Annotated in this window: 23 protein-coding genes; 9 read left to right on the forward strand and 14 right to left on the reverse strand. The window is 61.4% G+C overall.

The genetic code is table 11. The annotated features are described in order from the left end of the window. Positions 1-160 precede the first annotated feature (160 nt). Both VL598_RS11225 and VL598_RS11230 read left to right on the forward strand, forming a co-directional pair. Entirely contained in the window at positions 161-3724 is a 3564-nt protein-coding gene (locus tag VL598_RS11225; RefSeq protein WP_325326791.1) for an ATP-binding protein, read from the forward strand. Between the two features lie 174 nt (positions 3725-3898). Next, a complete protein-coding gene (locus tag VL598_RS11230; protein ID WP_325326792.1) occupies positions 3899-4921 on the forward strand; it encodes a class I fructose-bisphosphate aldolase in 1023 nt (340 codons plus the stop codon). A 118-nt stretch (positions 4922-5039) separates the two neighbouring features. Here VL598_RS11230 and VL598_RS11235 read toward each other — a convergent pair whose 3' ends face one another. Together VL598_RS11235 and VL598_RS11240 are read right to left on the reverse strand one after the other, a co-directional pair. Beyond that, positions 5040-5189 carry a hypothetical protein gene (locus VL598_RS11235; RefSeq protein WP_325326793.1) on the reverse strand — a complete coding sequence of 50 codons (150 nt, stop codon included), beginning with the start codon at positions 5187-5189 and terminating at the stop codon, positions 5040-5042. Between the two features lie 706 nt (positions 5190-5895). Further along, positions 5896-6654: a Mut7-C RNAse domain-containing protein gene (locus tag VL598_RS11240; protein ID WP_325326794.1), complete on the reverse strand. Its 759-nt coding sequence runs from the start codon at positions 6652-6654 to the stop codon at positions 5896-5898. A gap of 130 nt (positions 6655-6784) precedes the next feature. On the opposite strand from VL598_RS11240, the gene VL598_RS11245 reads away from it, so the two are divergent. The 3 genes from VL598_RS11245 to VL598_RS11255 all read left to right on the forward strand — a co-directional run bounded on the left by VL598_RS11245 (position 6785) and on the right by VL598_RS11255 (position 8750). Continuing rightward, on the forward strand, positions 6785-7654 hold the full coding sequence (locus VL598_RS11245) for an NAD(P)-dependent oxidoreductase (RefSeq protein WP_325326795.1): 870 nt from the start codon (positions 6785-6787) through the stop codon (positions 7652-7654). Positions 7655-7971: 317 nt separating this feature from the next. After that, positions 7972-8271, forward strand: coding sequence for a hypothetical protein (locus VL598_RS11250; RefSeq protein WP_325326796.1), 300 nt, complete (start codon positions 7972-7974; stop codon positions 8269-8271). After that, on the forward strand, positions 8268-8750 hold the full coding sequence (locus VL598_RS11255; protein WP_325326797.1) for a response regulator: 483 nt from the start codon (positions 8268-8270) through the stop codon (positions 8748-8750). Before VL598_RS11250 ends, VL598_RS11255 begins: the two co-directional genes overlap by 4 nt. 357 nt (positions 8751-9107) lie before the next feature. On the opposite strand, the gene argC is transcribed toward VL598_RS11255, so the two are convergent. Both argC and VL598_RS11265 read right to left on the reverse strand, forming a co-directional pair. Next, complete coding sequence (gene argC / locus VL598_RS11260; RefSeq protein WP_325326798.1) at positions 9108-10058, reverse strand: N-acetyl-gamma-glutamyl-phosphate reductase; 951 nt, start codon at positions 10056-10058, stop codon at positions 9108-9110. A gap of 144 nt (positions 10059-10202) precedes the next feature. Beyond that, the gene (locus VL598_RS11265; protein ID WP_414718703.1) at positions 10203-10805 is read right to left on the reverse strand and encodes a YbhB/YbcL family Raf kinase inhibitor-like protein; all 603 of its coding nucleotides are present in this window, start codon (positions 10803-10805) and stop codon (positions 10203-10205) included. A 378-nt stretch (positions 10806-11183) separates the two neighbouring features. On the opposite strand from VL598_RS11265, the gene VL598_RS11270 reads away from it, so the two are divergent. After that, complete coding sequence (locus VL598_RS11270; protein WP_325326812.1) at positions 11184-11891, forward strand: response regulator; 708 nt, start codon at positions 11184-11186, stop codon at positions 11889-11891. 56 nt (positions 11892-11947) lie between these two features. Here the strand turns inward: VL598_RS11270 and VL598_RS11275 are convergent, their stop codons facing one another. Further along, complete coding sequence (locus VL598_RS11275) at positions 11948-12634, reverse strand: orotate phosphoribosyltransferase (RefSeq protein WP_325326800.1); 687 nt, start codon at positions 12632-12634, stop codon at positions 11948-11950. A 163-nt stretch (positions 12635-12797) separates the two neighbouring features. After that, on the reverse strand, positions 12798-16385 hold the full coding sequence (locus VL598_RS11280) for an indolepyruvate ferredoxin oxidoreductase family protein (RefSeq protein ID WP_325326801.1): 3588 nt from the start codon (positions 16383-16385) through the stop codon (positions 12798-12800). A 366-nt stretch (positions 16386-16751) separates the two neighbouring features. On the opposite strand from VL598_RS11280, the gene VL598_RS11285 reads away from it, so the two are divergent. Next, positions 16752-16946 (forward strand): hypothetical protein, encoded by a 195-nt coding sequence (locus VL598_RS11285; protein WP_325326802.1) that lies wholly within the window; start codon positions 16752-16754, stop codon positions 16944-16946. 209 nt (positions 16947-17155) lie between these two features. Here VL598_RS11285 and hppD read toward each other — a convergent pair whose 3' ends face one another. Next, entirely contained in the window at positions 17156-18256 is a 1101-nt protein-coding gene (gene hppD / locus VL598_RS11290) for a 4-hydroxyphenylpyruvate dioxygenase (protein ID WP_325326803.1), read from the reverse strand. 216 nt (positions 18257-18472) lie between these two features. Here hppD and VL598_RS11295 point away from each other — a divergent pair, with 216 nt between their 5' ends. Then, a complete protein-coding gene (locus tag VL598_RS11295) occupies positions 18473-18964 on the forward strand; it encodes an Lrp/AsnC family transcriptional regulator (protein ID WP_325326804.1) in 492 nt (163 codons plus the stop codon). 96 nt (positions 18965-19060) lie between these two features. On the opposite strand, the gene VL598_RS11300 is transcribed toward VL598_RS11295, so the two are convergent. From VL598_RS11300 to paaA, 7 genes are all read right to left on the reverse strand, one after another. Further along, positions 19061-19687 carry a GNAT family N-acetyltransferase gene (locus tag VL598_RS11300; RefSeq protein ID WP_325326813.1) on the reverse strand — a complete coding sequence of 209 codons (627 nt, stop codon included), beginning with the start codon at positions 19685-19687 and terminating at the stop codon, positions 19061-19063. A gap of 289 nt (positions 19688-19976) precedes the next feature. Beyond that, positions 19977-20579, reverse strand: a complete 603-nt coding sequence (locus VL598_RS11305; RefSeq protein ID WP_325326805.1) for a TetR/AcrR family transcriptional regulator — start codon at positions 20577-20579, stop codon at positions 19977-19979. 170 nt (positions 20580-20749) lie between these two features. Then, positions 20750-21844 (reverse strand): 1,2-phenylacetyl-CoA epoxidase subunit PaaE, encoded by a 1095-nt coding sequence (paaE, locus tag VL598_RS11310; protein WP_325326806.1) that lies wholly within the window; start codon positions 21842-21844, stop codon positions 20750-20752. Position 21845: 1 nt separating this feature from the next. After that, entirely contained in the window at positions 21846-22439 is a 594-nt protein-coding gene (gene paaD, locus VL598_RS11315; protein WP_325326807.1) for a 1,2-phenylacetyl-CoA epoxidase subunit PaaD, read from the reverse strand. Between the two features lie 87 nt (positions 22440-22526). Then, positions 22527-23330, reverse strand: coding sequence for a 1,2-phenylacetyl-CoA epoxidase subunit PaaC (gene paaC, locus VL598_RS11320; protein ID WP_325326808.1), 804 nt, complete (start codon positions 23328-23330; stop codon positions 22527-22529). Between the two features lie 7 nt (positions 23331-23337). Beyond that, a complete protein-coding gene (paaB, locus tag VL598_RS11325; protein ID WP_325326809.1) occupies positions 23338-23625 on the reverse strand; it encodes a 1,2-phenylacetyl-CoA epoxidase subunit PaaB in 288 nt (95 codons plus the stop codon). Between the two features lie 59 nt (positions 23626-23684). Next, positions 23685-24689 carry a 1,2-phenylacetyl-CoA epoxidase subunit PaaA gene (paaA, locus tag VL598_RS11330; RefSeq protein ID WP_325326810.1) on the reverse strand — a complete coding sequence of 335 codons (1005 nt, stop codon included), beginning with the start codon at positions 24687-24689 and terminating at the stop codon, positions 23685-23687. A gap of 341 nt (positions 24690-25030) precedes the next feature. Here paaA and VL598_RS11335 point away from each other — a divergent pair, with 341 nt between their 5' ends. Beyond that, entirely contained in the window at positions 25031-26311 is a 1281-nt protein-coding gene (locus VL598_RS11335) for an SGNH/GDSL hydrolase family protein (RefSeq protein WP_325326814.1), read from the forward strand. The last annotated feature ends 432 nt before the right edge of the window (positions 26312-26743 follow it).

Genomic DNA, 26743 nt, shown 5'->3' on the forward strand with positions numbered 1-26743 from the left:
GAAAAACTAAACCGCCGATTGCGGTGGGTGTGAGGTGCACTGCCGATGCGGGAGATCGTCCTAGCTTTTCCCCGTTCGCGCTCCGTCGCCGGGCGTCTCGCTAGTCTTGACGCCTTCTTACGCGCGAGCGGCGCGTTGCTGCGCCGCGAGGACGTTGCTTATGACAGCAAATCGCATACGGCGCAGGCTGGCCGCCCTGCGCAAGTGCCTCTCCCGGCCAGCCTACAACCGCGCCGCGCTTCCTGGCCTTTACGACCGCGCGTTGCTCTTTGGCGGGGGCGCAGTGCTCACGCTTTCGATTCTCGCGGCCGCCGCCGTCGGCATCGCGCATCGTTTCGAGCGCTGCATCGACGATTGGCGTGCGGGGTTTCTCGTGCAGCGTGACTTCGTCAACGCGTCCGTCGAGCGCAATCAGGCGCGTATGCGGCATACGGTCGAAACCTACGAGGCACTGAGCCACGTTCACGCGCGCGAGGCCGTGCCGGTCGATCGTTACCGCAGGCTGCTTCAGGAAAACGATGGGTTCGTCGTCACCGACGAGGACATCGGTGCGCCGCCCCTTACGATTCTTTCCACGCTGACGGCGCTCCAGGATCGCGAGCGGCTCGCTGCGCTGCTTACGCTTGTGCGTGAGATTTCGCCCAGATCGCTGCTGCGCCAGCGGGGAGCGGCGGATGATATCGGCGGCTTCCTCTACACGGGCGACCGCCGTTTTCTCGCTGTCTGGCCGCCTATCGCCGGTGGCCGGTTGGCGACGGACGAACGCGGCACGCATGCGGGGGGTGGCAATGCGGCGACGCAAGTCGAAGCGCTGATCGGCCGGTTCGTCACCAATGTCGAGGCCGAACTGCACAAGCACCCAGATACGCTCTTGCGCCGCGACCGTGTGTTTTGGGTCACCCTGTACAACTCCGACATGTACGGCACGCTCGTCAAACATTACGCGGCGCCAATCTATAGCGGCGATACGCGCATCGCCGTGCTCGCCGTGACCTTGCCGGCCACGCAGATTCCGCGCCTTTTTCAGCCGGCCGTGCATGATCCGGATTTTTTCATGGTGTCGCGCGACCGCCGGCATTTGATCGGCATCGATGGGGCGAGCCCGCGCGGTGAACGGTGGATGCACGCACTGAAAGCCTCTCCGTCGGTGTTCGAGCTCGCTGATGAGCGACTGAGGTTTGTGCGCAGAGGCGGCGATTTCTTTCTCATTCAGCGCATCGCCGGCCCCGGGTGGATCGCCGTGTCGGCCTTCGACTGGCGCATGATCGCGGCCAACCTCAAAGGCCCCATAGGCTGGACAGTCGGCTTGACTTGCCTTGTCCTCGCCGTGCAATGGGTCTTCGTCATCCTCATCGACAGGCTCGTGCTCGCTCCGCTTCGCGCCCGCGCGCGGCGTGTCTTCGAAAGCGAAGTGTTCAGCCGCACCGTGCTCGCAACAGCGCCCGTCGGGCTGACGGTGTTCGATCCGTCGACGCAGCGCATCGTCATGCAAAACGGTATCGCTCGGGCGCTCTTGTCGGCGTCGGGCGACGAGCCGTCGTTTTACCGGCGGCTGCTCGACAGTCGTCGGCGCAGGCGAGGCGAGCGTTCCCGGGCTCGGCGCGGCGCGCGAGCGTCGCCGGCTGGCGTAATCCGCTCTGCGGAAGTCACCGTGACCGCAACCGATGGCCGCCGCCGGGAGCTTTCCGTCGCATTCGCGCGAGCACGCTATCGCGAGCAGGAGGTCATCCTCTGCAGTCTCACCGACATCAGTCGTCAAAAAGAAACGGTGCGTCTTCTGCGCCGGGCGCGGCAGGCGGCCGACGAGGCGAGCCGAGCAAAGTCGATGCTCGTCGCCACAATCAGCCATGAGATTCGAACGCCACTCTATGGCGCGCTCGGCAACCTCGAGCTGCTGTCGATGGAAGCGCTCACGCCCTCGCAGGCTGCACGCGTTGGGTCGGTCAGGCGCGCTTTCGATGCGTTGCTCTCGCTCGTGGACGACGTGCTCGATTTATCGAAGGCCGAGGCGCACGAACTGCGTCTATCGGTTGAGCCGTTTCGGTTGGACGAAGTCATCGAACGCTGCACCCAGACACTGGCGCCGGCCATTACGGGCAAGGGGTTGCGCTTGCTGTGCCTCGTCGATCCGTCCGTCGCCGGGAGTTGGTATGGGGACGGTCTGCGCATCGGCCAGATCGTCACGAATCTGCTCGGCAATGCCTGCAAGTTTACGCGCAACGGTTCGATCCGGATCTACGTAACGGCGGCGCGTGCGGCGGACCGTGAGGGCGATGGTGGCGCCGAATCGGTGATCCTGCGTGTCGCCGATTCAGGTATCGGCATTGCCGAGAAGCGTCAGTCGCGCATCTTCGAGCCATTCATGCAGGCCGACGCTTCCATTGGCCGACGGTTCGGCGGGACGGGGCTTGGGCTCTCGTTGTCCTGGCGCCTTGTCGATCTGATGGGCGGTCGCATCGAGCTCAGCAGTGCACAAGGCCGCGGTGCTGTCTTCACTGTGCGGTTGCCCTTGCGGCGGGACCGGGAAACGTTGGCCACCCCTTGTGCATACGCGGGGGAACTCGCGTTCGACATGATCGTTGTTGCCTGTGAAGACCGGGCGTGGCAGGCCGTGCTCGCGGCTCAGCTGCGTTACCGCTTTGGCACCTCGATCACCGTCGAGGAGGCGCAGCCGGGTGCTTGGTCGCCGCACGCTGGCGCGCGCTCGATCGTCGTCCTCGGCTCGCACGCCGACGAAATCCCACCGTTGTGGCTCACGGCCCGTCTCGCGTATGTGGACGCAGTCGTCGTCTCGGAGCGGGGTCCGCTGCATCCTCAACGCCGCTACGGTGCGCTGCATGTGACTTCGCTGTCGGCGGCCAAGCTCGAGCTCGCCGTCGCGGCATGCGGGCGCAGCGGCGATGTGCCCGTGCCCGATGTCGATGCCAGAGGGCCGTCGTTTGCACGTGCGGAGCATCGTGCCGCGCGCATTCTCGTCGTCGATGACGACGCCGTGAGCCGCGCATTGCTCGCGAATCAGCTCGAAGTGCTCGGCTATCGACAAGTTGACCCGGCTGCGGACGGACAGGAAGCGCTCGCCGCGTGTCTGCGACACGCTTACGATCTCGTCGTGGCGGATCTGTGCATGCCCGTCATGGGCGGTCGCGAGTTGTTAGTGGCGTTGCGTGGCAAGGGCGTGACGACACCCGTCATTGCACACACGGCGGCGCCTTGCAGCGCGGGCGACGCCAGACAGATCGGGTTTATCGATTTGCTTTATAAGCCGCTTTCACTCGATCGGCTACGCCAAGCGCTCGAAGTCGTGTTCGACGCCTCCCCGCCCAGCGCCACGGCAAGTGTCACGATTGGCATCGCGCAATTCGATCCTTTATCGGGCACTGCGAACGCGACTCCTCGTTGCGATGCTGCGCGATCGGTGCCGCTCGCCAATACGTTGCGGGCAGTCTTCTCCGCATGCTGGCCAGAGGACGAGGCAAGATTGCGCACGGCAGCGAGTTCGGGCGATGCCGAATCGTTCCTGCAGGCGTTGCACCGGCTCCATGGCGCACTGCTGGCCCTCGGCGAGCGCGACGCGAGTGCGAAATGCAGCGCATTGCGCGATCGAGTGCTCACGGAGGGCATGCTTACGATCACCGAGCCGTTCGGTGAACTTACGCGCGATGTCGCACGGATCGCACGAGTCGAGGCTGCCATGATGCCGGATGGGGAAGCACGGCGAACCTGAATGCGCATGATGAGCCTGCGATAAGAACCTGTTGAGGCGGCAGGCATTGAATTTGCGGCGCGCGCTATGGGTCTTTTTGCCGTGTCGTTGTCTCTGGCGTCCGTGGGTTGTCCTATGGCCGCTTTATGGAGGTCAAATGGGCCATGCGCAAGCAGCCTTTGCGGAGGATCGATAATGAATACACACAGCGACGCATTGCAGGCAACCATCGACGCATTGGTGCAACGTGGCAAGGGCCTGCTCGCAGCCGATGAGAGCGGCCCCACGATTGCGAAGCGCTTCAAGACGGTCGGCGTTGAGTCGACCGAGGAAAACCGCCGGGCGTGGCGCAGTTTGCTGCTGGGTACGCCGGGTCTCGGCGAGTTTGTGAGCGGCGTCATTCTGTACGAAGAGACGCTCGGGCAGTGCGCCGACGATGGCGAGCCGCTGTCGAGTCTTGCCGCGCGCCAAGGCATCGTGCCGGGTATCAAGGTCGACAAGGGCAAGATCTCGCTCGCACATGCACCGGGTGACGAAATAACGCAAGGTCTCGATGGGCTTGCTGAGCGCCTCGGGCGATATAAGGAGCAGGGCGCGCGCTTTGCAAAATGGCGTGCCGTCTACAACATATCGAGCACGTTGCCGAGCCCGCTCGCGATCGAGGCGAATGCGGAGTCGCTCGCCCGTTATGCCGCGATTTGTCAGGAAGCGGGGCTGGTTCCGATCGTCGAGCCTGAGGTACTGATGGACGGCGAGCACTCGATCGAACGTTGCGCGCAGGTCACCGACGCCGTCTTACACGAGGTGTTTCATGCGCTCCATCGGCACAGCATTGTTCTTGAGCATATGCTGTTGAAGCCGAGCATGGTCGTGGCCGGCAAGGAGCACGTCCCGGTTAATGTGACCGAAGCGGCATCGCAGACGGTGACGGTGCTCAACCGCACCGTGCCGCCAGCCGTCGCCGGAATTTTCTTCCTTTCGGGGGGGCAGACGCCCGAGGAGGCGACTGCGCATCTCGACGCGATCAATCGTATTGGCCGTCGACCCTGGCCGCTGAGTTTTTCGTATGGGCGCGCACTCCAAGAGCCGCCACTCAAGGCCTGGCGCGGCCAAGCCGCCAACGTGAGTGAAGCGCAACGGGCGCTTCTGAAACGTGCGCGGCTCAATGCGGCGGCCGCGCAAGCGCGGTACAGCACCGAGGACGAAAGCACGAGCTAACGCCGGTGCCCGGCGCATCGATGCGCGATCGAACCGACGATCGCGCTCGCCGAGCTTCAACGTTATGCCGGCGCAATGTGGCGGACATCGCGTGCTGACGGAGGGCCGTACCGATCGCTTAGCGCAAGCGCTTTAAGATTGCGGCCCACAGCATACGGATGGCGTTTCCCGCGCGGCGCGACGGCGAGTCCGGTACGAGCATGTCGCTGTATTGAGCACGTGCGTCGTCGACATGCGGAAGTTGGGAGAGCAGCAAAGCGAAGTGCATGGCAATTCCTTTTTATTCGGTTGAAACCATTGACTTGGAGCGCCTCGCGAGTTCGCTGCCGGTTTCAGTCCACGCGCTGCGAAGCAGCTTGGCGTGGAAGGGAATGACCGGCTCGCGTTAAGCGAAGCGAGCGACGGCCGGCGTGGTCGAACGCCGGACGGCGGATCGACTAGGGTCGGGATCGGTCATGACCAACTCCTTGTAGTTGCGTTGTCCGTGCATGGGATGCGCCGGACGCGTTGAACCGCACGTGGCTGGTTAATAGTCACGCGAACGAACGGCGCATGGCGCGAAACGGCTCATACGCCTCGAACCGTCACGACGCAAACGGGAGCGACAGGCGAACAGGGTGCGTGCGCGTGCCGGCAATCCGATTACGAGACGGCCGATCAAAGCGATGCGCGAAGCGGTACTAGGAAAAGGAGCTGCGATGCGCACCGTCTGCCTAACTGGCAAGACGGCGGCGAAGAGAAATTCAACGCGGGACGTCGTGCCGTTCAGGCAGCAAAACAGATCGAATGTCGACTACTGCTACTGTCCAAGGGGTATCCCCAGTCGTTCAATTGACCCGATTGTAGGCGCGCAGACGAAAACCGGTCAACCGAAATTCGCCTGCGCGAAGCGCTGCGACAACCGGTGAAACAAAACGTCGCAACAAGGGTAGGTGGCGAGAGATCATCGGTTCGGCTGCATTCTTTCGGGGTATTTATCGATTTTCCCCTGCTGGACGCAGCGACTCGACGAGCGAGCACATGCGGTGCCAGTGCGAACCTTCCCAAAAAATGCGTTTGCAGACGTCGCAGGTCGCGAAGCGCGCTTGGCGATCGAATACGCCTTCGGGTACGCGGCCGAACGCCTCCGCTTTTTCCATCGCGCGCAATGGCGAATTGCAAGTCAGGCATAGCCGAAAAGCCTTGATGCTGTGTCCAAGGTCGAGCCGGTCGCAGATTTCACGCAGCTGTGCCTGCGGTTTCAACGCGCGGACATAACAACCATGTGTAATCGTGCGGCGCTTGAGCAACTCGCGATCGCGTGAAAGCACGATGCGATCCTCGGTGGCGGCGATGGCCTCGATTTCGTCGTCGGCGTAATGATTGTCGTAGAGCGTGTCGAAACCGACGAGCCTAAGCAGGTGCGCCAAGCCACCAAGATGCGCATCGGCGACGAACCGGATGGTGCGCAGCGGCTCCGGGCGCACACGCAGGAGCGGCGTCACATCGAGCGCCTCGAATTTCGGATAGACGGCAACGCGATCACCATCCTCCAGCACGTGGTCGAACCCGACGGATTCGCCGTTGACGAGGATTAGCTCAACCTCGGTGTGCGGCACACCGAGCGCCTCGATCATGTGCTTCGCTGTCGCCGCCCGCGCGCAGACGCAGGTGCATTCATGCCGGCGCAGCGACGGCGCCAGAAAGTCGTTGAGCTCTTCGTAAAAGCGAAAAGTTGCGGTCACGGTGGACATGGCATGAGTATCGCACTGCAGCTGTCTATCAGTGTTACCCGTGTTGATCGGGGGCGCGAGCGTGCCGAGTCGACTGCACGTGCCGTGCATTCATGATTTACTTGCCGATTCTCGTTACAAGGAGCGATGGATGGATATCGGATTTATCGGCCTCGGCAGCATGGGCCAGGCCATGGCAGAAAACATTTTGAAAGCCGGGCATCGTGTGCGCGTGTGGAATCGCTCGCGCGAACGCGCGCAACCGCTGGCTGCGCTTGGCGCCGAACTCGTCGATACACCCGCAGCCGCTTTCGCGGGTGATGCCGTGTTTTCGATGCTGGCCGACGACGCTGCCGCGTGTGAAGTGTTTGACGCGCGTTTGCTCGAAAATGCGCCGCGCGACCTGGTGCACGTCAATATGGCGACGGTTTCGGTTGCCTGTGCCGAAAAACTCGCGCGCGAGCATGCTGCGCGCGCCATTCACTACGTCGCCGCGCCGGTGATGGGCCGGCCCGACGTTGCCGCTGCTGCCAAGCTGACGATCATCGCGGCAGGTCCTGCGGAAGCGATCGACCGCGTGCAGCCTATCTTTGATGCGATCGGCCAGAGAACGTGGCGTTTGGGTGCGCTGCCTCAGCATGCCAATGTTGCCAAGCTTGCCGCCAATTTCATGCTCGCGTCGGCTGTTGAAACGCTAGGAGAAGCATCGGCGTTGCTGTCGGGCTACGGCGTCGCGATGTCGGACTTCCTCGACGTGATTACGAACAGCGCGTTTCCGGGGCCGGTCTATTCCGGCTACGGCAGGCTCATCGCCCAAGACACCTATGAGCCGGCCATGTTCAAGGCGCGTCTGGGCCTGAAGGATGTGCGCCTCGCGCTGGCGGCGGCTGACGCCTGCGCGATCCCGCTACCTGTCGCCAGCGTCGTACGCGACAGCCTGCTTGACGCGGTCGCGCACGGCGACGGAGAGAAGGATTTCGCTGTTCTTGGCCGAGTCGCCGCGCGGCGTGCCGGGCGATAGCCGAGTCGACCTCCCGGTGCAGAAGACACGCCCTGACCTCCGGTAACGATTGCCGCTGTCTCGTCTGACGATATCTGCTGCCTTGCGCACAGAAGGGGCGTGTCTCTCGTGGCATCGTCTGCGTCGTTATGCCGCGTTCAACGGCAGTCGCCGCTGTTCCATGGGTGGCGCCGGATGACGCAGGCGTGCTCCGATCCGGTTGGCGCAATCACTGACGCCATCCGGGATCGAGAACACAACGACATGACAGGGCGTGTACGAAGTATGCATGTTCCTTGCGTATTGCAAGAAAAACGGGCGGCGCAATGCGAAAGCGATTGAACCGCTGGGCTGCGGCGCAGATGAGCAAAACATCACCGCTCGGACGGACTCTGGCTTCGCACGAAAAAGCAGGATTTGAAAAAGCGGGAATGTCGCGTGAAAAAGATGCCGGTCTGCCGGAAGGTATTTTTCTTTTGAAGGAAAGCCAAAACCGGGACATTGGCTCTGCAGACGCGGCGCCTAAAGCATCTGGAACTCTCGTGCTAATCGATTGGCTGGCACGGGGCGGGTGGTCGACAAGAAGTCGGAAGAAGTCGGCTTGCTTTGGTCTGATACAGGTCAAGATCGAGCTATGACGGACACGATGAAAACGGGCTGGACGGATACCAGTCGGGCGTCAACGCCTGCGGTGACCGGTGCGGAAATCAGTCATTCGCCGAACCTCGGCACCACGAAGGCCGAGGCCATGCGGCACAAGTGCGTGCTGATCGTGGATCGGGACCGTGAAGCGCTGGACGGTCTCACTTATTTGCTGGAGTCGATGGGGTACGGCGTCATTGCAACGGCCGACACCCGTGAAGCGCTTGAGATCGCAGAGCGCGGGCTGCCTGACGCTGTGCTGATCGATATCGGCAGCCCACACCTCGAAGGCTTGAGCGTCGCGCACGGATTGCGTGAAATTGCCGGCAATCGCCCGTTGTTGCTCATCGCACTCACCGGTTGGGGCCAGCCCCAGTACCGCGAAATGGCGCTCAGTGCTGGATTTGACGTGCATTGGGTCAAGCCGGTCAGCGCCGATCAGATCAATTTCCTGCTTTCGATGACATTCGTATGAGTGTTGTTGAAAACCAACAAACCCATGCGCGAAGCGGTGGGTTGTTGCGACGCATCAAGCGCTTTGATAGAGTGTGGCTGTCTCCTCCATGTCTCCTCTGATATGGATTCGGCCCGCCACACATAGGCGGGTTTTTTTTTGCCCGACGTTGCCCGACCTTCACCCCGGTGATCGTTCGACCGCACTTAACGCGGCCAGTGGCGAAAGCGCCGATTGACAAGGCGACCAAAGTCGGGACAGGGCAAAGGCGTTCGGGAGACCGCCCGTCATCAAAGCAAAAAGCCGGCTCCAAGGCCGGCTTCATTGCACGTTTCGGGCAATCGTCACCGCTGCTGCAGTTGACGATTGCGGCTTGAATCATCGCGCCAGGCCCGTATCCTCGGCGGCTCCGATGCTGAGGTTCATGCATTGGATGGCGGCGCCCGAAGCACCTTTGCCCAGGTTGTCGAGCCGCGCCACTGTCACGAATCGCTCCTCGTTGCCGAAGACGAAAAGATCGACGCGGTTGGTGTCGTTGTTGGCTTGTACGTCGAAGAAGCCTGCGTCGAGATTGTCGTCGGCATCGAACGGCGCTACGCGCACGAAGGCTTCACCGGCGTAGTACTCGGCGAGGAGCGCTTGCACCTCGCGCGGCGTCACGCGCTTGGCGAGTTGATCCGGGGAAAAGTACGTCGTTACCGCAAGCCCCTTGTAGAAGCTGCCGACGATCGGCGTGAACAAGGGGGCGGAGCCTAGCTTGGCGTGCGCCGTCATCTCGGGCAGATGCTTGTGCGCGAGTGAAAGCGCGTACGGGCGCGGGCTCGCGAGCTGGGCGGCGGGCGGGTTCGCTTCATAGTCGGCGATCATCTTCTTGCCGCCGCCGCTGTAGCCTGTCAGCGAGTATGCATGCGCGGCGAAGCCCGTCCCCACCACGCCCGCCTCGACGAGCGGACGCATTGCCAGAACGAATGCCGAAGCATGGCAACCCGGAACGGCGATGCGCTTCGCTGTGCGCAGCCGCTCGCGTTGCGCGCGCGCGAGTTCGGGCAGCCCGTACGCCCAGTCGGGGTGGGTGCGGAACGCCGTGCTGGCGTCGATCACAACGGTGGTGTCATTGTCGACGAGCCCTGCGGATTCGCGCGAAGCGACATCGGGCAGGCACAGGAAGGTTACGTCCGACGCATTGATGAGCCGGCGGCGCTCGTCGACATCTTTGCGCTTGGCGTCGTCGATCCGCAGGATCTGCACGTCGGCACGCTGCGACAGGTATTCGTGAATCTTGAGGCCAGTGGTGCCTTCCTGTCCGTCGACAAAAACTTTCGTGCTCATCTCGCTCTCGCTCGTTCCGTTCTAATCCTGATGGGGCGGCGCACCAAGCGCCAAAAACGTGATTTTACGGTTTTGGTGCAGATCCCGTGCGTTTTGCGGTGAAACAAAGCGAATCCATGTTGAATACCGCCGACCTTCTTCTAATTAATGGCCGTAGGTCACCGTCATGCTTGCCCTGCCGAGCGGCTTCGTACCGATCTCATGATCGAACATTTGCGCAGGCTGTCCGGGCGAGAGCCGCAAATCGCCGGTGCCGAGGGCATAGACGGTGACGATATACCGGTGCGATTGGCCCGCAGGCGGGCAAGGGCCGCCGTAACCGACCGTTCCGAAGTCGTTGCGCGCTTCGACGGCAGAAAAACGCTTCAAAAAACCGGACGCGCTCGCATTCGACGGCAGTTGGTGTACGTCAGCGGGGATGCCCACGACGGCCCAGTGCCACCAGCCGGGGCCAGGCGCGTCCGGATCGAACATCGTGATGGCGAAGCTTTTTGTGCCAGCGGGCGCGCCGCTCCATTCCAACTGCGGCGACTCGTTTCTCCCGTGGCAACCGCCCTGGTTGAAAAGCTGAGCGCTGGCCACGGGCTTGCCGGGCACGAAATCCTTGCTAGTAAGAGTGAAGGTCGGCTCGGCAAAGGCGGGCGTAGGCACACCGAGCCCACCGAGCCCAATCGAGAGGCTTATTGTCGCGGCGGCTTCGATTGCTGCTATCGTCCGTATCGCCCCCGCCGCCGTGATAACCACCATGGCGATCGCGCGCATTGCCATCGTCGTAACGAAACCGGTGCGCCCGGTGCGTGCGAGCTGCATGCTCCGGCGATCTGTATCGGAAGTGACGCAAGTTGCTGCCAACGAGCAGGACGCCGATGCAACGACCGACCATGGCTTGCGCATGAGCCGATTCTCCGTCAAGAGCCAAGTGAGAGGACGCTTGTGCCGATTCGCGTTCTGCGAGGGGCGTTAAAACCGGAATCGAGTCTAACATTGCGTTTCTTCGCCGGTGGCAGCCTGTGGCGCAATTGGCACGTGTCGCGCCGGCTCTAACTTATCGATAATCGCTCACGCATGAACGAGTCGTCGAAACACGAGTTATCGGCAGGGCTGCGCGCGGGCGTCGGCACCCGAATGATCCGCGTTGTCATTGCCGACGATCACCCTGTCATTCTGCTCGGCGCCCGGCACGCGCTCGCGCGGTTCCCCGATATGGAAGTTGTGGGCGAGGCGCGTCAATCGACTGATCTCGTCAAGTTGCTGTCGAGTGTGCCGTGCGACGTGGTGGTAACGGATCTCGCGATGCCGGGCGGCGTTCACGGAGATGGGCTGCCGCTGATCAGCTACGTTCAGCGGCATTTTCCGATGTTGCCGATCGTCGTGCTGACGATGCTCGAAAACACTGCGCTGATCAGGAGGCTCGGAGAAATGGGGGTGGTCGCCATCGTCAGCAAGTCCGACGATCTCGCGCATATCGGCCTCGCAGTTCGCCATGTCGTGCACGGGCTGTCCTACGCGGGGCCGTCGGTACGCGCGCTCCGGGAGGCATTTCACACGATCACCGGGCGCAAGGGGAGAGCAGGGCAGAACGACGGAAAAGAAGCCGCCGACGTGCGGCTCTCGCCGCGCGAGATCGAAGTCGTGCGGCTCTTTGCATCGGGATTGACGGTGAAGGAGATGGCGGAGCGCCTCAAGCGCAGCATCAAGACGGTCAGCTCGCACAAGACTGCGGCATTGCGCAAGCTCGGTCTCGAGCGTGATTCAGAGCTTTTTCAGTACGCGCAAAGTACGGGACTCATTCATTTGTCCTCGCCAGAGGCTTCACGCGAAGCGGCACGCTGAGTGCCGCTTCCACGCCGGGGCGCGAAGCCCGCGGCGGCGCCATTACAGCGGTGTCATTACTGCGGTGTGGCCGTGGCCCCACCATGTGCGGCCGACCATTCGGCGGGCGCATGCAGAAACTTCTCCACTTCATCGAGCGTTTTTGCCTCGAAGTAGCCCGAAGCTTTCGCGACACGCAGCACATCCCACCAAGTGGCGAGCGCGTGCAGCTCGACATCGATGTCCTTCAGCACCGACACGCTTTCCTTGAAGATGTTGTAGTGAAAGAGCACGAAGCAGTGGTTCACGCGCGCGCCCGCCGTGCGCAGCGCATTAATGAAGTTGATTTTGCTGCGGCTGTCCGTTGTCAGATCCTCGACGAGGAGAACACGCGAGTCTTCCTCCAACAAGCCTTCGATTTGCGCGTTGCGACCGAAGCCCTTCGGCTTCTTGCGCACGTACTGCATCGGCACCATCAGGCGATCCGCGATCCAGGCCGCGAACGGGATGCCGGCCGTTTCACCGCCGGCCACTGCGTCGATCTGCTCGTAGCCGACGTCGCGCAGAATCGTCGTTTCGGCCATTTCCATGAGCCCCCGGCGGACACGCGGAAAGGAGATCAGCTTTCGGCAGTCGATGTAGACGGGGCTCGCCCATCCGGAAGTAAAGATGAACGGCTTTTCGGCGTTGAAGTGCACCGCCTGCACTTCGAGCAGCATTTTGGCGGTCGTATCGGAGATCGTCTGGCGATCGAAGCCTGTCATGAGCAATCCTTGGGGGTTGGGGGCGAAGGCGGCAGAGGGCGCCGAAAAAGTGAAGCGTCGGCGCGCCGCCGAAAAGCGTGAGGCAGTCCCCTCGCGCACAACCGCGCATTTTACCAGTGCGCGCGACCATCCCGTCTTTCGAAAATTGCTCGGTGCCGCCCGCTCATGCTGCATGCCGCGAAGCGCCGCCGGGAGCCCGCCAGCGTGCGAGGAGCGCGCCCCACTTTGCCTGTACCGCGCGCAGGTTTTTTTCTTTGACATGGCCGTAGCCGCGAATGCCATCGGGCAGATTCGCAAGCTCGATCGCGAGTGGTAGCTTCTCGGCGCTCAGCCCGTCGACGATTTCGCGCACGAGTGCTTCGTATTCGCCGATGAGCTTGCGTTCGGCGCGGCGCTCCGCCGTCATGCCGAACGGATCGAGTGCGCTGCCTCGCAGGAACTTCAGTTTCGCCATGAGTTTGAAGGCCGACAGCATCCACGAGCCGTACCGCTTCTTGATCAAATGGCCTTGCGCGTCGCGCCGGCCCAAAAGCGGAGGGGCGAGGTAGAAATTGAGCTTCCAGCCGCCTTCGAACTGTCCACGCAATCGCGCCAGGAAAGCCGGGTCTGTCTGCAGTCGGGCGACTTCGTACTCATCTTTGTAGGCCATGAGCTTGTGAAAATTGCGCGCGACAGCTTCGGTCAGCGTCTCGTGCGTGCTGCCATCATCCTCAAGTGCCGATTCCGCCTGGCGCACTGCGTCGACAAGCAAGCGGTAGCGCTTCGCATACGCCTCATTCTGATAGGCGGTAAGGTAGGCGGCGCGCTTGTCAATCAGCGCGTCGACGGCCTTTGCCGTATGCAGGGTAATGACGGTCGCGCCGGTCGCCTCACGGGAGGTCGACGGCGCCGCCGCGCGCTCGACACTCGGAAGATCGTGCGCAGCGCGCCGTCCCCATTCGAATGCGGCGATGTTTTTCTCGACTTGCACGCCGTTCAGCTCGATCGCGCGCACGAGCGAGCGGTGCGCGAGCGGCAGCCAGCCGCGTTGCCACGCGTAGCCGAGCACAAACGGGTTCGTGTAGATCGCATCGCCGAGCAATGCAACCGTCAGGCGATTGGCATCGACAAGATCCACTTGTTCGCCTGCCGCCGCGCGTATGTCGCGCTCAGTACTTGAGCCCGGGAACATCCAGTCAGGATTGTGAATGAACTCCGAGGTGGGCGTCTTGGCACTGTTCACGACGACACGCGTATGGCCCTGGTTCATGCGCGACGTACTCTCGTCGCTGGCGGCGACGATGGCGTCGCAGCCAATCACGAGGTCCGCCTCGCCCATGGCGATGCGTGTCGCATGAATGTCGACGGGCGCTTTGGCAATCTGGACATGGCTCATGACCGCGCCGCCTTTTTGCGCGAGTCCGGTCACGTCCAGCACAGTCACACCTTTGTGTTCGAGATGCGCGGCCATACCGATGAGCGCGCCGATCGTTACGACGCCGGTGCCGCCCACACCCGTGACCAGCACGCCATAGGGCCGGCCGATCTCGAGCGGGGTGGGTTCCGGAATCGAAGGCAACTCACCCTTGACAACGGCGCCGAGCGCCTCAGGCCGGCGCAGTTGGCCACCTTCCACGGTGACGAAGCTGGGGCAAAAGCCTTTCAGACACGAATAGTCTTTGTTGCAACTCGACTGATTGATTTGCCGTTTGGTGCCGTATTCAGTTTCGAGCGGTTCGACCGAGAGGCAATTGGACTGCACGGAGCAATCGCCGCATCCTTCGCAGACTGCCTCGTTAATCACAACGCGGCGTGCCGGATCAGGAAATTGGCCCTTCTTGCGGCGGCGTCGCTTCTCGGTCGCGCAGGTCTGGTCGTAGATGAGAATCGTCGTGCCCGGGATCTCGCGCAACTCGCGCTGGATCGCATCGAGCATGTCGCGGTGGTGGATCGTCACCCCGGGAGCGAGCGGTGTTGTGGCCTGATACTTCTCGGGCTCGTCGGTCACAATGACAATTTTTGCTGCGCCTTCGGCGGCGAGCTGATGGGTAATTTGCGGCACCGTCAATACGCCGTCGACATGTTGCCCGCCGGTCATGGCGACTGCATCGTTATAGAGGATCTTGTAGGTAATGTTCACCTTGGCCGCGATGGCGGCACGAATCGCGAGCAGGCCCGAATGGAAGTACGTGCCGTCGCCGAGATTCGCGAACACGTGGTGCTCACTGGTGAACGGTGCCTGACCCGTCCAGGCCACGCCTTCACCCCCCATTTGGCTGAATGTGCTCGTGTTGCGATCCATCCAGACGGTCATGTAATGACAGCCGATCCCTGCCATCGCGCGCGAGCCTTCGGGGACGTTGGTCGACGTGTTGTGCGGACAGCCCGAGCAGAACCACGGTTTGCGCTCAGCTGCGACGTGCGGTTTTGCGAGTGCCTTTTCCTTGACATCGATAACGGCAAGACGCGCCGCGATGCGTGCTCGCACGTCCGACGGCAGCTCGAACTTGTCGAGCAGCGTCGCGATCGCCTTTGCGATCGAGGCAGGCGAAAGCTCGTTGTGTGCCGGCAACAGCCAGTTGCCCATCGGCACTGACCACTCGCCGCCTGCGCCGTCTTTCTCGTCGAACTTGCCGAAGACGCGCGGTCGCTGTCCGTCGGGCCAGTTGTAAAGCTCTTCCTTGATCGCATACTCGAGAATCTGGCGCTTCTCTTCGACGACAAGAATTTCCTGCAGGCCACGCGCGAACGATTGGGCGCCGTGTGCCTCGAGAGGCCAGACGCATCCCACCTTGTAAAGACGAATGCCGATACGCGAGCAAGTCTCGTCGTCAAGGCCGAGATCGACAAGCGCCTGCCGGACGTCGAGATAGGCCTTGCCGCCTGTGATGATGCCAAAGCGCGCATCGCGCGAATCGATTTCGATGCGATCGAGCCGGTTCGCGCGCACGTAGGCGAGTGCGGCATACCACTTGTAATCCAGCAGCCGTTTCTCCTGCGCGAGCGGCGTATCGGGCCAGCGGATGTTGAGCCCCCCATCGGGCATGACGAAATCGGTCGGCAGAATGATCTGTGTGCGGTGCGGGTCGATGTCGACCGATGCCGAGGACTCGACGACGTCGGTGACGCATTTCATCGCCACCCAGAGGCCCGAGTAGCGGCTCATCGCCCAGCCGTGCAGGCCGAAATCGAGGTATTCCTGAACGTTGGCGGGGAAGAGGACAGGCAGACCGCAGGCCTTGAAGATGTGTTCCGATTGATGCGCGAGCGTCGACGACTTCGCGCCATGGTCGTCGCCCGCTAACACGAGCACACCGCCATGCGGTGACGATCCGGCCGAATTGGCATGCTTGAGGACATCGCACGAGCGGTCTACGCCGGGGCCCTTGCCGTACCACATGGCAAATACGCCTTTGTGCTTGGCGCCCGGGTAGAGGCTGACTTGCTGAGTGCCCCAGACGGCCGTGGCTGCGAGATCTTCGTTGATGCCGGGCTGAAAGACGACTTGATGGCTCGCCAGATGCTGTTTCGCTTTCCAGAGCGCGATGTCGAGCCCGCCCAGAGGAGAGCCGCGATAACCGGAGATAAACCCGGCCGTATCGAGCCCTGCAGCGCGATCGCGTGTTTGCTGCAACATCGGGAGCCTGACGAGCGCCTGAATACCGCTCATGTAGGCACGGCCGTGTTCGAGCGTGTACTTGTCGTCGAGCGTAACGGATGACAGGGCGGCCTCGAGCGACGCTCTTTGGCCTGCCTCTAGCGGTGCATTCATCGTGCGGGACTCCTGCAACTCGGTTTGGGATCACCAAAACATCGAGCGTCGGCATCTTGTGGATGCTTTCGCGGGCCAAGCATATTGACGGTTTTTCCAAAATGGTAGCACTGGGAGAAACCCGCCGCAGCCCGTTGAATTGCGCTCCAGAATGAGCGCCTATAAGCGATTACGAGGGCGCGCTGGCGCATAGGGCCATGCCGCCGCTGATGCCTCCGACGTTTCGATCTGTAACGGAAGTAACGCGTTGTTGGCGGGCGGAACAGAATGCGGACATGGCGTCAAACTAATACATGCGCGGCTGCGCGAGTTGCCGTGAATCACGCATTCAAGCAGCCCCGGATGCGACACAGTCAAGGAGTACAGATGGATGCACGACATATTCAAACCTTTCTGATGGTTTCGGCCGCCTTCTTTGCGACGAACCTGCCGGTTCGTGCCACGAACGCAGCGACGCCGGAGCGGCTCGCCGCAGCGGTATCGCATACGGTGCGCATGACATCGGCCGGGCTAGGCGACAACCTATGGGACGCTGAACCGATGCGGCCGCGCGAGCATTGACGCCGCGCGCTGAATAATGGCCGCATCGAGCGGTCGTCATCAAAGGCAGGGGCAATGCGCAACCGTGATGCATGTGCGTGAACCCCTTTGTGCCCCACTATATGGGCGCGATGCTCCTGCCCTTCTCTTCAAACGTGTATCGTTCGCTTGTTCGCGCGGGGAGCGTGGATGAACGTCGCGCGTGCCGACGAACGGGTACCGCGTTTCTGTTATCGCGCTTTGTCTTGCACCACGCCGCGGCGAATCTGATCGAGTTCGATCGATTCGAAGAGCGCCTTGAAGTTGCCCTCGCCAAAGCCCTGATTGCCCTTGCGCTGAATGACTTCGAAGAAAATCGGCCCGATCTGATTTTCGGTGAAGATCTGCAGCAGCAGATCGTCTTTGGCGCCGTCAATGAGAATCTTGCGCTTTTTCAGTTCGTCGAGCGGTTCGGTGTGGCCGGGTACGCGACGATTGACGAGCTCATAGTAGGTGTCGACCGTATCGAGCAGCTTGATGCCGGATGTGCGCAGCCGATCGACGGTGCGATAGATGTCGCACGTACCTAGTGCGACATGCTGAATGCCTTCGCCGTGATAGGCGTCCAGGTACTCCTGAATCTGTCCCGCGGTGTCTGTTCCTTCCTCGTTGATCGGAATGCGGATTTTTCCGCACGGCGATGTCATGGCCTTGGATTTCACGCCGGTGACCTTGCCTTCGATATCGAAGTAGCGGATCTCGCGGAAGTTGAAGAAGCGTTCGTAAAAGGCCGCCCATTCCTGCAGGCGGCCCCGATGCACGTTATGCGTCAGGTGATCGATACAGGTGAGCCCATGGCCGGTCGGGTTTTGCTCGGCGCCTTCGATCGGTTCGAAGTCCACGTCGTAGATGTCGATGTCGCCGACTGTGCCCGGTGTCGTACCGCTCTTGCCGCGCCAGCGGTCGACAAAGTAGATGAGCGAATCGCCCACGCCCTTGATCGCCGGAATGTTGAGTTCCATAGGGCCCGTCTTGTTGTCGAAGCCCCATGCCCCGAGTTCAAGCGCATGGCGGTAAGCCTTCGCCGCATCTTTGACGCGAAATGCAATGGCGCAGATCGAGGGACCGTGCAGTCGAGCGAATCGTTGCGCGAACGATCCGGGATCGGCGTTGACGATGAAGTTGATGCCGCCTTGCCGGTACAGCGTGACGTTCTTATGGCGATGCCGCGCAGCGGCCCTGAAACCCATTCGTTCGAAAAGCGTGCCGAGCGCATTGGGGTTCGGCGCCGTGTACTCGATGAATTCGAAACCGTCAGTACCGACCGGGTTCTCCCACGTTTCTACTTGCATGCGCCTCTCCTTGGAATAAGGCATCGGGCTGTGCAAGCGCCAGGCACAACCACCAGCCGGCCGCTTTGCCGGGGACTGTACTTTCGTGGCGAGTGTGCTGCGGCGCCGATCAAAGCAAGTCTATAGCGTCGCCGCCGACATGAAATTGCGAATTCGGGCGTCGATGAATAGGATTACGCAATGGCCTGCTACGGGCGGCGCGATGGGATCAGAAAAATGGCTGACATTGAACTGGACGCCGTTGACCGGCGCATTTTGGCAATTCTTCAGCACAATGGGCGAACGCCGAATCAAGAGATCGCCGAGCGCGTGAACCTGTCGCCGAGCCCCTGCTTGCGTCGAATCCGGCGGCTTGAAGAGAGTGGCGTGATTCGAGGCTATGTCGCGTTGCTCGATCCGCATAAGCTCGGCCTCGGACTCCTCGCTTACGTCAACGTGCGCCTGGACAAGCGTGCAGGTGCGACTGGCTTTGCAGGCGCGACGCACGCCGAGCAGTTCCGGGCGGCAGTGCAGGCATGGCCGGAAGTCGTCGCCTGTCACGCGATGACGGGAGAAATGGACTATTTGCTGCGAGTTCAGGTCGCGGACATGGCGCACTTCTCAAGGTTCGTGCAGGAACAGTTGCTGCGTCATCCGTCTGTCGTCGACGTGAAAACGAGCTTCGCGCTGGAAAGCCTCAAGGAGACAACGGCGTTGCCGATCGGCTGAGGATGCTCTTGGCTTTTGTGTCCGCTCCCGCGCAACAAGCCGCTTTCCGCCAACTACGTGCTCAAACGCCCGGCATTGCGTCTATGCGGTTGCGTCCTACTGAGCGAGCATTACGGATTCGATGAATTGCTTCGCGCGACGGACCTGACGTTTGATCGCGTAGTCGAAGAGGGCGGCTTGCTCCTGAAACAACTCGGCGATGAGACTGGTTTGATCGGCGGGTGGCAATGTCAGGAAGGCATCCGCGCTATCTTGCGCGCACTCGATGCGCATGCCGGCTTTTCGCGCGATTCGCATCATTGTCGTATTGCGCGACAGGCAATACATATAAAGCGTTGTGACGCGTGTATTGCGGCACCGCATTGCCGCGCGCTCGAACAGTTGGGTGCCGATGCCCATGCCGCGAGAGTGATCGAGCACCGAGATACCCAATTCCGCGGTTCGTGTGTCGCCCGCTTTAGGCAAATAGGCGAGGTGGCCGACAGCCACTAACGAAAGCCTTTCGTTGGAGATGCCGAACACCACATCGCGCTTGAAATCGATCGTCCGCACGTAGTTTTCGATCACGTGATCGGGCGTCGCGTGACCAAAGCGCAGCAGCCGGTCGTCCGCGTTCAGCCGCAGAAAGTGGGCGAGCATCGACTCACGGTCGTTGTCCGTCAGTTCCCGCACGAGTACCGGCTCGCGACCGTTCGCTCGCGAGCGCTTGCCGTCTGTGCCCATCGGGGCGGTTGTCCGGATTCGGTGCTGGCTCATCGCGTTACTCCCTCTTTGTGCCGCATCGGTGATGCTGCGACGCAATGCGAACTTTAGCTCAAACGCTCGTTTGAGACTAGGGAAAACCCGAATGAGTGCTGACTCTTGGCCTGGGTTGCGATTTAATTCGTTATTAAGCGATTGATAATTAAGGAAAAAATGTTGGTTGTTGTATTTGCGCCAATGCGACTGGGTGGCGGGTGGTCGCCCGTCTGGGGTGCTGCGGTGCGTCGAAAATGTCTTGGCGCGGCGCGCGTCAGCCGCTCGCCAGTCCTCTTTCGAGCACGTCGATCACCTGCATGGCGAAGTCCTGATAGCGAAGGCGCCCGCCAGGTTTGAGCCACGTGAAAGTCCAGTTGATCATGCCGAAGACCATCATCGTCAAAGAGGTCTGGTTTTCCTTTGTCACTCGGTCCGGATAAGCCCGCGCGAGCTGGCGTGCAAAAGCGGCGACGATATGGCGCTGACGGTCAAGGATGATCTCGCGCTGTGCCTCGACAAGATACTTGACGTCATTGAGCAGCGCGATATGCCGGCTATGCGATGTTTCGTACTCCGTAAGAAATGCACGAATGAGCTCGGCGAAGGTCTCTCGTTCGGAGAGGCCGCGCCGGTGGCTGGATCCTTCGACTTCTGCAATGATCAGCATCAACCGCTTGGTGTAGCGATCGAGCAAGTCGAACAGGATGGCTTCTTTGCTTTCGTAGTAGTGGTAAAGGCGGGCTTTCGAGGTCCCGCTCGCTGCGGCAAGGTCCGCCATCGACGTGCTGGGATAGCTCGTTTGCGCAAACTTGGCAGCGGCGAGCTCAAGAATCTGCTCGCGCTGCGTTTCGTGATCGGGTGCTCGGGTGCGGGCCATGGGGTATCGTTTTGCGTTGGCGGCGTAGCGCAGAGGCGGCGCGCGGCGGCATGGAGCCCACTCGTTTTGACAGAGCTTGGCGCAACGAAGCCCGGCTCGCTTGCAATGCTGCGCTCGCGCGGCGCCAGTGTAAGCGAAAGCGCCAACGCGCAAGAGGACGCGTCAACGCTTCATCGCTCGTCGAAGCTGACGACGACGCGCTCGCTGATTGGATGGCATTGGCAGGTCAGTACGAAACCGTCTTGGATCTCTTGCTCTTCGAGCGTGTAGTTCTTGTCCATACGCACTTCGCCCTCGAGCACTTTGGCGCGGCAGGTGCAGCATACGCCGCCCTTGCAGGCGTAAGGCAGCGCAAGCCCAGCATGGAGGCCTACGTCGAGCAGGCTGGCGCCTTCATAGGGTAGCCGGAGCTTGCGACGCTTGCCGTCGAGGACGATCTCGAGGTCGGCCGCGGGTGTTGTGTCGGTCATCCCGATGACGGGCACCCCCGCTTGCGGTAGCGGCGTGCCGAAACGCTCGACGTGAATTTTGCTGTCGGCGACGCCCGCCGCCTTGAGGGCAGCTTCGGCCGCATCCATCATCCCCGCCGGGCCGCAAATGAACGCTTCGTCAATTGAATCGGGCGGCAATAGGACGTCCAGGAAGCCAGCGCATTTCGCCTGATCGAGGATGCCGTTCATGAGCTCGACTTCCTGAAAGGCGTCCGAAAGTACATGGTGGAGCATGAAGCGGCTCATATACCGGTTCTTGAGATCCTCCAGTTCTTCCGCGAACATGATGGAATCGACGTCGCGATTGCCATAGACCAGCGCGAACGTGCTGCGGGGCTCAAGCTCGAGCGTCGTCTTGATAATGGCCAATACCGGAGTGATACCTGAGCCGCCGGCGAACGCCACGTATTGCTTGCGATGCTCCGCATTCAAGTGAGTGAAAAAACGGCCGTCGGGCGTCATCACGTCGATCATGTGTCCGGGCTTCAACGCATCGAAGGCGAAGTTGGAGAAGCGGCCGCCGCGGATGCGCTTGATGCCGATGCGCAGCTCGCCATCCCGATCGTAATCGGTTACCCCGATGCAGATGGAGTAGGAGCGACGGGTCTCCACGCCGTCGATATGCGCTTTAAGCGTCACAAACTGGCCTTGCGTAAAGCGATAGTGCTCACGCAAGGCAGGCGGTATATCGAATGACACGGTGAGCGCATCGGCCGTTTCGGGACGCACCTCGCGAATACGCAGGGGATGAAATTGCGGCGTGGGCGTGGCCATATCAATAAGGTTTGAAATAGTCGAAAGGTTCGCGGCATTCCAGGCAGCGATAAAGCGCCTTGCACGCCGTAGAGCCGAATTCGGCGAGACGTTCTGTTTGGCCCGAGCCGCAACGCGGGCAGACGGGCATTGCGTGCTGCTCGCTGGCACCACGCACGAACCGCACGACATCGGGCGTACGTTCCGGGCTTAGGCCATTCGTTGCGCACGGCGTCGACGGTGGAGCGATGCCGTAAGCGATAAGCTTCGGGCGTGCGGACTCACTGATCCAGTCGGTCGTCCAGGCGGGGGCCAGCACCGTTTTGATGCGATAGGGCGCAAGGCCCGCGTCGTCAAGGGCACGCGCGATATCGTCGGCGATCTGCATCATCGCTGGGCATCCTGAATACGTCGGCGTGATGACGATTTCGAGCACGTTGTCGGCGCCGCGCCTCACGTCGCGCAAAATGCCGAGCTCGCGCAACGAGACGACGGGTATCTCCGGGTCCGGGACGGACTCCAGAACCCACCAGGCCCGCGACAATGCTGCATCGAACGTTTTGTGGAACTTGCCGGTGCCGACACCGGCGCCAGAAAACACCGTGTAGCGTGTCATGATCGAAATGATCCGGTTCGTTGTCCTAATGAACTCTCTTCGACGACCGGCAGCAGCGCGTCGACGCTCGGATGTGCCGCGCGCGGATCACCACGCAGCGCCAGGATGTTGTCGCGCAAGGCATTGCATCTCCGCAAGCAGATAGCCCATATGCTCCGAATGCTCGCCGTACTTACCCGTCGTCACGTGCTGCACGGGATCGGGCAGTGCCAGCGTTGCTTCCACGACTGCATCTGCAACGTCGTTGGACCAGGCTGACTCGATGTCGGCGGTTACCGGGCCGATGCCGGCGGCCGCGATGGCGTCTTCGATCGGGTCGCGCGTGAAAAACTCGCGCGTGTAGGGCACGAGATAGTCGAGCGCCGCTTGAGCGCGCCGATGCGATTCGTCGGTGCCATCGCCGAAGCGCACGAGCCAGTCGCGCGCGTGATGCCGGTGGTAGCGCGCCTCCTTGGCTGACTTGGATGCGATCGCAGCGAGCTCGTCATCAACCGAGGCTTTGAGTGCCGTCCAAAGATGGACCGCCAGCGCCGCATACAGGAAGTTCCGCACGATCGTGACGGCGTAGTCGTGATCGGCGCGTGCGGTGCCGCAGAGGGGGCCGAAATGGGGCAGTTCGACGAGCGTGTAGTTAGCGAACTCGCTCTCGCTGCGCCAATACGCGTAATCGTCCTCAGTTTTTCTGATGCCTGTGAGTGTGAACTCGAGCGTGGCTGCGTGCGAGTAGAGGAGCCGCGCCTGACCGATCAGATCGAGGCTCATGTTGGCAAGCGCAATATCCTCTTCCAGCACTGGTCCGTGGCCACACCATTGCGCGTTGCGCTGGCCGAGAATCAGGGCGTTGTCGGCAAGGCGCAGCACATAGGCCAGATGTTCGGCTGTGGTTGTCATGGGCCGCCTACATATGATTGATTTCGTCGGGCAGCGAATAGAAAGTCGGGTGGCGATAGATCTTGTCGCCGGCCGGCTCGAACAACTCCGCTTTGTCTCTCGGATCGGACGCCGTGATTGCCGAAGCCGGCACGACCCAGATGCTCACGCCTTCTTGTCGCCGCGTGTACACATCGCGTGCGATGCGCAGGGCCATCGACGCATCCGTCGCATGGAGGCTGCCGCAGTGTTTGTGTTCCAAGCCTTGTTTGCTGCGTACGAACACTTCCCAGATCGGCCACTCCCTGTTGTCCATCGAAGTCTCCGAGAGATGCGTCTAAGTTCGAGCGAACGCCACGTCACCGGACGCAAGCGTCAAGCGGTTTGCTGCGTTGCGCGTCGGCGACCGTTCTTCTTACTGTGGGCGAGGGCGGCTTCGCGTACCCAGGCGCCGTTGTCATACGCCTTGACGCGGGTGGCGAGCCGCTCTTTGTTGCAGGGACCGTCGCCGTTGACGACGCGCCAAAACGCGCCCCAGTCCACTGCGCCGTAATCGTAATGACCGCGTGCCTCATTCCATTTCAGATCAGGATCAGGCAATGAGACACCCAGCGTTTTAGCCTGTTGGACGGTCGCGTCGACAAACTTCTGTCGCAAATCGTCGTTCGAGATGCGCTTGATGCCCCACTTCGTCGACTGATGGCTATGGGCAGACGCTTTGTCGCTTGGTCCGAACATCATGAGGACAGGCCACCACCAGCGGTTCACAGCCTGTTGCACCATCGCACGTTGCGCGGGAGTGCCCTTCATCATCGTGAGCAGAGAGTCGAAGCCTTGACGCTGGTGAAACGACTCTTCTTTGCAGATACGAATCATGGCGCGCGCATAGGGGCCGTAACTACAGCGGCAAAGCGGAATCTGATTCATGATTGCCGCACCGTCCACGAGCCATCCGATGACGCCGACGTCAGCCCAAGTCGGCGCCGGGTAATTGAAGATGCTCGAGTACTTGGCTTGGCCGCTATGCAACGCGCCGATGAGCGCATCGCGCGACACGCCGAGCGTTTCCGCGGCGCTGTACAGGTAAAGGCCATGGCCGCCCTCGTCCTGCACCTTGGCGAGCAGGATGGCCTTGCGTTTCAAGCTCGGCGCGCGCGTAATCCAATTGCCTTCGGGCAGCATCCCGACGATTTCCGAGTGCGCATGCTGAGAAATCTGGCGGATGAGAGTCTTGCGGTAGTCGTCAGGCATAGAGTCCTGTGGTTCGATCTTGCCATCCGCCGCGATCACGTCGTTGAAGTTCGCCAGGTCAGATGAATTGGCGCTCACTTCGGCCGGCACGGCGTTCGTCTTCTGCGCGTCGAGCACTTGCGTGTACATGATGTGTCCTTACATGTCGCCGGTCGCCCCGTTGACAGTTTGATGCTTGATAAACCGTCCGGTCGGTCAAACAATTTTTGCAGTAGATTCGTTGCAGTGCAAGGGGAAACTTTGGACTGAGGTTGTCGGGGAGTGAGTGCCGTGGATGAAGTGAGCTGGGCGTGCCGGGATGAGTAAGCGAGGCGGTTATCCCGCAATGGGCAAAACCCAAGATCAAATGGGGCAAGGGTTGTGCAGCGTGAAGCAGGGATCGCGAAGCGCCTAATTAGGGGCGGAGCAGAACCGGATACGTGGCGTTTGCCATGGTGCACAATCGCGCTTTTTCGACGACATTGATTTTCATGGGCCATCGTCTCCGTCTGCTGGTCGCGCTCGGCGCGCTCGCGTGCGACGTCTTCGCGACACCTTCTTGTTATGCCGCTGCGGCCACGACTGATGCTCAGCAGTGGGTTGCCGCTTGGGCGACCGCCGTGCAGTCGATTCCCGACTTGCGTGATCCTCCGCCTCTGTACCGAGCGCCGGAGGTGTCGGGGCGCACCGTCCGCGAGATCGTTTATCCAACCGCATCGGGACAAACCGTGAAGCTGCGGGTCAGCAATGCCTACGGACGCACTCCGCTGGTCATCGACGGCATGGCCCTCGCTCGTTCGACGGGCGGGGCGGCCGTGCGGCCAGGCACGTCGGTGCAACTCACTTTTGGCGGCCGATCGTCCGTTGTGCTCGAGCCGGGAAGGGAGGTCGAAAGCGATGCAGTCAAACTGGATGTGCGCGGAGGCGCCGCGTATGCGGTCAGTATTCACGTCCGCCCAGGGCAGACCATGACTGCGTGGCATCGCGTGGCCAATCAGATCAACTATGTATCGACGCCGGGCGACCACACGCTGGATGCGGCGCCGACGGCTTATGTGAAGCGGTTCACCGCTTCTGCATGGATAACGTCGATGAGCGTGTTGGGCACGTCTCACGGTGCGATCGCCGCAATCGGCGATTCGATCACAGACGGATTGCGCTCGAGCGTGAATGCAAACCGGCGCTGGCCCGACGGGCTGGCCCGGCGGCTTTCGGGCGAGGACGCCCGTGGCATCGCAGTGCTCGATCTCGGCATCAGCGGCAATCGTCTGCTGAGCGACTCCGCCTGCTACGGGGAGGCGCTCGAGCGGCGCTTCGGCCGCGACGCACTGGATCAGGCCGGCGTGAAAGCGGTCATTGTGCTGGTCGGCATCAACGACATCAATTTTGCCGCCATGTCGCCGCGCAACGGGCTTGACTGCGATGCGCCGCATACCGTCGTAACGGCGAGCGACATTATTAACGGCTACCGCCGGCTGATCGACGCGGCACATCGGCACGGCGTGCGGATTTTCGGTGCCACGCTGACGCCAGCGGCGGCGCGTTCCACACGCGAGGGCATCCGCCAGGCTGTCAACGCTTGGGTCAGGACGGGGGGCGCGTTTGACGGCGTGATCGATTTCGACGCTGCGCTACGTGATCCTGCCCACATGGATCGCCTGCGTGCCGACTACGACAGCGGCGATGGTATTCATCCCAACGATGCCGGTTATGCCGCGATGGCCGGGGCAATAGCCCTCGGCCCGCTTATGAGCCCGCTCGGGCGACGTTGATGCCACTTTTGGCCATCCGCGAAAAAAGTCTGTCGCGGGCTTGTCACACGCCGTTCATTGGACTATGATTCGCCTCCCTGTTGAGAAACGCAGGGGCAGGTAGTAACAGCGCGTGTCGGGCCGGTTGAAGTTCAAACGGCAAACAGTTAAAAAACTGTTGACACGTAGCGAAACAGTCTGCATAATCTCGTTTCTCTGCTGCTGACGCAGCAACGCAAAACGACGCAGCGCCGAACGGTAGTCGGTTCGGTGTGCGAAAGTTGAGCGACGCGATCTTTAAAAATTTACAGCCGATAAGTGTGGGCGCTTGATGGCGACGCACGGTGACCTTGGTCACCGATAGCGAAAGTATCAAGAGTCTCACACAAAAGTAAGTCAGGTTAGTGAAGCAATTCACAACCTGTCAGCTTTGAGTGAGCGACCGATTCTTAA

The sequence above is a fragment of the Trinickia sp. genome (assembly GCF_035492435.1).
Classification (GTDB): Bacteria; Pseudomonadota; Gammaproteobacteria; order Burkholderiales; family Burkholderiaceae; genus Trinickia.

Bases quoted from the DNA above. Each gene is read 5' to 3' on its own strand.
- VL598_RS11280 (WP_325326801.1), bottom strand. From the start codon at position 16,385: ATGAATGCACCGCTAGAGGCAGGCCAAAGAGCGTCGCTCGAGGCCGCC.
- VL598_RS11335 (WP_325326814.1), top strand. From the start codon at position 25,031: ATGGGCCATCGTCTCCGTCTGCTGGTCGCGCTCGGCGCGCTCGCGTGC.
- VL598_RS11265 (WP_414718703.1), bottom strand. From the start codon at position 10,805: ATGGTGGTTATCACGGCGGCGGGGGCGATACGGACGATAGCAGCAATC.
- VL598_RS11240 (WP_325326794.1), bottom strand. From the start codon at position 6,654: ATGTCCACCGTGACCGCAACTTTTCGCTTTTACGAAGAGCTCAACGAC.
- argC (WP_325326798.1), bottom strand. From the start codon at position 10,058: ATGAGCACGAAAGTTTTTGTCGACGGACAGGAAGGCACCACTGGCCTC.
- VL598_RS11255 (WP_325326797.1), top strand. From the start codon at position 8,268: ATGACGGACACGATGAAAACGGGCTGGACGGATACCAGTCGGGCGTCA.
- paaE (WP_325326806.1), bottom strand. From the start codon at position 21,844: ATGGCCACGCCCACGCCGCAATTTCATCCCCTGCGTATTCGCGAGGTG.
- VL598_RS11305 (WP_325326805.1), bottom strand. From the start codon at position 20,579: ATGGCCCGCACCCGAGCACCCGATCACGAAACGCAGCGCGAGCAGATT.
- VL598_RS11275 (WP_325326800.1), bottom strand. From the start codon at position 12,634: ATGACAGGCTTCGATCGCCAGACGATCTCCGATACGACCGCCAAAATG.
- paaD (WP_325326807.1), bottom strand. From the start codon at position 22,439: ATGACACGCTACACGGTGTTTTCTGGCGCCGGTGTCGGCACCGGCAAG.
- paaA (WP_325326810.1), bottom strand. From the start codon at position 24,689: ATGTACACGCAAGTGCTCGACGCGCAGAAGACGAACGCCGTGCCGGCC.
- VL598_RS11300 (WP_325326813.1), bottom strand. From the start codon at position 19,687: ATGGGCACAGACGGCAAGCGCTCGCGAGCGAACGGTCGCGAGCCGGTA.
- hppD (WP_325326803.1), bottom strand. From the start codon at position 18,256: ATGCAAGTAGAAACGTGGGAGAACCCGGTCGGTACTGACGGTTTCGAA.
- VL598_RS11295 (WP_325326804.1), top strand. From the start codon at position 18,473: ATGGCTGACATTGAACTGGACGCCGTTGACCGGCGCATTTTGGCAATT.
- paaB (WP_325326809.1), bottom strand. From the start codon at position 23,625: ATGGACAACAGGGAGTGGCCGATCTGGGAAGTGTTCGTACGCAGCAAA.
- VL598_RS11235 (WP_325326793.1), bottom strand. From the start codon at position 5,189: ATGCACTTCGCTTTGCTGCTCTCCCAACTTCCGCATGTCGACGACGCA.
- VL598_RS11225 (WP_325326791.1), top strand. From the start codon at position 161: ATGACAGCAAATCGCATACGGCGCAGGCTGGCCGCCCTGCGCAAGTGC.
- VL598_RS11270 (WP_325326812.1), top strand. From the start codon at position 11,184: ATGATCCGCGTTGTCATTGCCGACGATCACCCTGTCATTCTGCTCGGC.
- paaC (WP_325326808.1), bottom strand. From the start codon at position 23,330: ATGACAACCACAGCCGAACATCTGGCCTATGTGCTGCGCCTTGCCGAC.
- VL598_RS11245 (WP_325326795.1), top strand. From the start codon at position 6,785: ATGGATATCGGATTTATCGGCCTCGGCAGCATGGGCCAGGCCATGGCA.
- VL598_RS11230 (WP_325326792.1), top strand. From the start codon at position 3,899: ATGAATACACACAGCGACGCATTGCAGGCAACCATCGACGCATTGGTG.
- VL598_RS11285 (WP_325326802.1), top strand. From the start codon at position 16,752: ATGGATGCACGACATATTCAAACCTTTCTGATGGTTTCGGCCGCCTTC.